The sequence below is a fragment of the Rhizobacter sp. P3_B12 genome (assembly GCF_056402895.1).
In genome coordinates this window covers 1-2,880 of record NZ_JBFUGN010000796.1, presented here as the reverse complement: position 1 = coordinate 2,880, position 2,880 = coordinate 1, and the positions used below count along the sequence as shown (strand labels likewise).

The 2,880-nt window shown below is 70.4% G+C and carries 3 protein-coding genes; all 3 read left to right on the top strand.

Annotation, left to right across the window (positions count from 1 at the left end; translation table 11 throughout):
• The coding region (locus AC1D01_RS28125) for a sugar ABC transporter ATP-binding protein (protein WP_477872276.1) at nucleotides 1-1,278 on the top strand (1,278 nt) is incomplete at its 5' end.
• A 21-nt stretch (nucleotides 1,279-1,299) separates the two neighbouring features.
• The gene (locus AC1D01_RS28120) at nucleotides 1,300-2,307 is read left to right on the top strand and encodes an ABC transporter permease (RefSeq protein ID WP_477872274.1); all 1,008 of its coding nucleotides are present in this window, start codon (nucleotides 1,300-1,302) and stop codon (nucleotides 2,305-2,307) included.
• On the top strand, nucleotides 2,304-2,880 hold a 577-nt coding region (locus AC1D01_RS28115), incomplete at its 3' end, for a LacI family DNA-binding transcriptional regulator (protein ID WP_477872272.1). The genes AC1D01_RS28120 and AC1D01_RS28115, both read left to right, overlap by 4 nt.

The following is a 2,880-nucleotide window of genomic DNA, read 5'->3' as shown; positions in this document are numbered from 1 at the left end:
GCCGAGAACCTGCTGTTCGAGCGGCTGCCGCGCACCCGGCTCGGGCTGCTCGACCGCGCCGCGATGGACCGGCGGGCGCGCGAGCTGCTCGCGCTGGTCGGGCTGGACGAGCTGTCGCCGGCCACGCGCGTCGGCACGCTGGGCATGGCGCAGCAGCAGCTGATCGAGATCGCGAAGGCGCTGTCGAACCAACGGGGTGGGGCAGCACGCATCGTCATCATGGACGAGCCGACCGCCACGCTGACCCCGCGCGAGACCGACCGCCTGCTCGCGATCATCCGCAAGCTGCGCGACGACGGCGTCACGGTGGTGTTCGTCTCGCACCACCTGCAGGAGCTGTTCGAGGTCTGCGACCGCGTCACGGTGCTGCGCAACGGCCGGCACGTCGCGACGCAGCCGATGGCCGGCACCTCGACCGGCGAGCTGGTGCGGCTGATGGTGGGGCGCGAGCTGGTCGAGCGGCCGCCGCGCGTCGCGCCGGTGCTCGACGCCAACCGGCCCACGGCACTGCGCGTCGAGGGCCTGCGCCACGCCGGCCGGCGCGATGCGTCGTCCGAGACCGCGCCGATCAGTTTCAGCCTGCGCTATGGCGAGATCGTCGGGCTCGCCGGCCTGGTCGGCTCCGGCCGCACCGAGACGCTGCGCGCGATCTTCGGCGCCGACCGGGCTGCTGCCGGGCAGGTCTTCCGCGACGACCGCCCGGTGCGCATCGCGAGCCCGCGCGACGCGCTCGCGCACGGCATCTGCCTCGTCACCGAGAACCGCAAGGAAGAAGGCCTGGTGCTCGACATGCCGATCCGCGCCAACCTGAGCCTGGCGCAGCTCGGTGCGGTGTCGCGCGGCGGGCTGCTGAAGGCCGAGGCCGAGAACGCCGCGGCGCGCCGCATGGCCGGCGAGCTGCAGATCCGGCTCGCGTCGATCGCGCAGCCGGTGCGCCAGCTGTCCGGCGGCAACCAGCAGAAGGTGGTGCTCGGCAAGTGGCTGCTGCGCGACCCGAAGGTGCTGCTGCTCGACGAGCCGACGCGCGGCGTCGACGTCGGTGCCAAGGCCGAGATCCATGCGCTGCTCGAACGCATGGCCGCGCAGGGCCTGGCGGTGCTGGTGGTGTCGTCCGACCTGCGCGAGCTGATCGGCCTGTGCGACCGCATGCTGGTGATGAGCCGCGGCGTGCTGGTCGGCGAGGTGCCGCGCGCGCAGTTCGATGAAGAGGCCATCCTCGCGATGGCCTACCGTGAATACCTGGTGCGCCCGCAGCAAGCGGCACGAGAAGCAGCCTGAGGCATGGATGCGATGCAAACGATGAACCTGACTCCCCCGAAACCCGCCGGCGGCGCCTCGGCGGGCGACCGCGCCGCGCTGGTGCTGCGCGAGGCCGGCATCGGCCTGGCGCTGCTGCTGCTGGTGGGCGTGTTCGCGCTGCTGTCGCCGATCTTCCTGACGACCGGCAACCTGACGAACATCTTCACGCAGATCTCGATCAACGTGATCCTCGCGGTCGGCCTGACCTTCGTGATCCTGATCGGCGGCATCGACCTGTCGGTCGGCTCGGTGATGGCGTTCTGCGCGGTGGTGGCCGGCACGGTGCTGAAGCTCGACGGGCTCGAGCCGGCGGCGGCGATCCCGCTGGCGCTCGCCGCGAGCATCGCGGTCGGCGCGGCCTGCGGGCTGGTCAACGGCGCGGTGTCGGCGTGGTGGGCGATCCCGTCGTTCATCGTCACGCTCGGCATGCTGAACATCGCGCGCGGCGCTGCGCTGCAATGGACGCAGGCGCGTTCCATCTACGAATTCCCCGATGCCTTCAACAACTTCGGCAGCGCCACGCTGCTGGGCGTGCCGGCGATCTTCCTGGTGGCGCTCGCGCTGGTGGCGGCCGGCTGGTTCGTGCTCAACCGCACCGTGTTCGGCCGGCTGGTCTACGCGATCGGCAACAACGAGGAGGCGGTGCGGCTGGCCGGCCACAACGTGCGCTTCCACAAGATCGCGGCCTTCGTGATCTGTGGCGCGGCGGTCGGCGTCGGCGCGGTGATCTACATGACGCGGCTGACGATCGCGAGCCCGATCTCTGGCATCGGTTTCGAGCTGAACGCGATCGCGGCGGTGATCATCGGTGGCACGAGTCTTTCCGGCGGGCGCGGCTCGATCATCGGCACGCTGCTCGGAGCGTGCATCATCGGGGTCCTGGCCAACGGCCTGATCCTGATCGGCATGAGCGACTTCCTTCGACAGATGGTCACCGGTTTCGTCATCATCCTCGCGGTGGTGCTGGACGTGCTGCGCGCACGGCTGGCGCAGCGTGCGGCGCGATGAACCACACCGAACGCAGCGGTGGCAGCGGCGGTGGCCGCGAGGCGCGCGTGCCGGCCCGCCTCAGCACCATCAAGGACGTGGCGCAGCAGGCCCAGGTGTCGGTGACGACGGTGTCGCACGTGGTCAACGGCACGCGCTTCGTCAGCGAGGCGGCCCGCCAGCGGGTGCAGCAGGCGATCGAGGAGCTGCGCTACGTGCCGAGCGCGCTGGCGCGCAGCCTGAAGAGCAACCGCACCCACACCGTCGGGATGATGATCCCGAACAGCTCGAACCCGTATTTCGCCGAGATCATCCGCGGCATCGAGGACACCTGCTACGAAGCCGGCTTCAACGTGATCCTGTGCAACTCCGACGACGATCCGCTGAAGCAGAGCACCTACGTGCGCCTGCTCAGCGAGAAGCAGGTCGACGGGCTGATCGTGATGTCGTCCGGGGCCGACGGCGAGCTGCTCGATACCTTGCGCGACGCCAACATGCCGCAGGTGGTGGTCGACCGCGAGATCGACGACCTGGAGGCCGACCTGGTCGAGGTCAACCACGAGGCCGGCGGCGTGATCGCGACCGAGCACCTGC